1 rRNA gene is annotated in these 787 nt (G+C 50.1%); it reads right to left on the reverse strand.

The features are described from left to right. Nucleotides 1-787 (reverse strand): 23S ribosomal RNA (locus tag SCM96_15995); the annotation flags it as partial.

Consider the following 787-nt stretch of genomic DNA (forward strand, 5'->3'; position numbering starts at 1 on the left):
CGGACGAGCCTTCCTCAGGAAACCTTGGGTTTTCGACGGGCAGGTTTCTCACCTGCCTTGCGTTACTCATGCCAACATTCTCTCTTGTGTGCAGTCCACCCAGCTTTACAACTGAACTTCTCTCCGCACACATTGCTCGCCTACCATACTAATGGAATGAATCACACTCTGAATCGGTGCTGCGTTTTACGGAATGGTTATTGCGCAAGCTTCCAGCTGACTCAAACCCTTGTCAGCTTGCGCTGCCGTCATTCGACTTTCTTTTCAGATCATGATTCATTCCATTAGTATCCAAAACTTCGGTGGTATGTTTTAGCCCCGGTTATCTTCGGCGCAGGATCCCTGGACCAGTGAGCTATTACGCACTCTTTAAATGTATGGCTGCTTCTAAGCCAACATCCTGGTTGTCTGTGCAATCCCACATCCTTTTCCACTTAACATACACTTCGGGACCTTAGTTGTTGGTCTGGGCTGTTTCCCTCTCGACTACGGATCTTATCATTCGCAGTCTGACTCCTGGAGCGGCTGCTTTGGCATTCGGAGTTTGATAGGTGTTGGTAACCGGTGAAGGCCCCTTGACCAGTCAGTGCTCTACCTCCTAAGCAGTTCTTCTCCAAGGCTAGCCCTAAAGCTATTTCGGCGAGAACCAGCTATCTCCGTGCTCGATTGGAATTTCTCCCCTACCCACAGCTCATCCAATGACTTTTCAACGTCACCTGGTTCGGACCTCCACGAAACTTTACTTCCGCTTCATCCTGGCCATGGGTAGATCGCACGGTTTCGGGTC

It is taken from the genome of Acidobacteriota bacterium, from assembly GCA_033549365.1.
Classification (GTDB): Bacteria; Acidobacteriota; Aminicenantia; order Aminicenantales; family Saccharicenantaceae; genus JAWSUF01.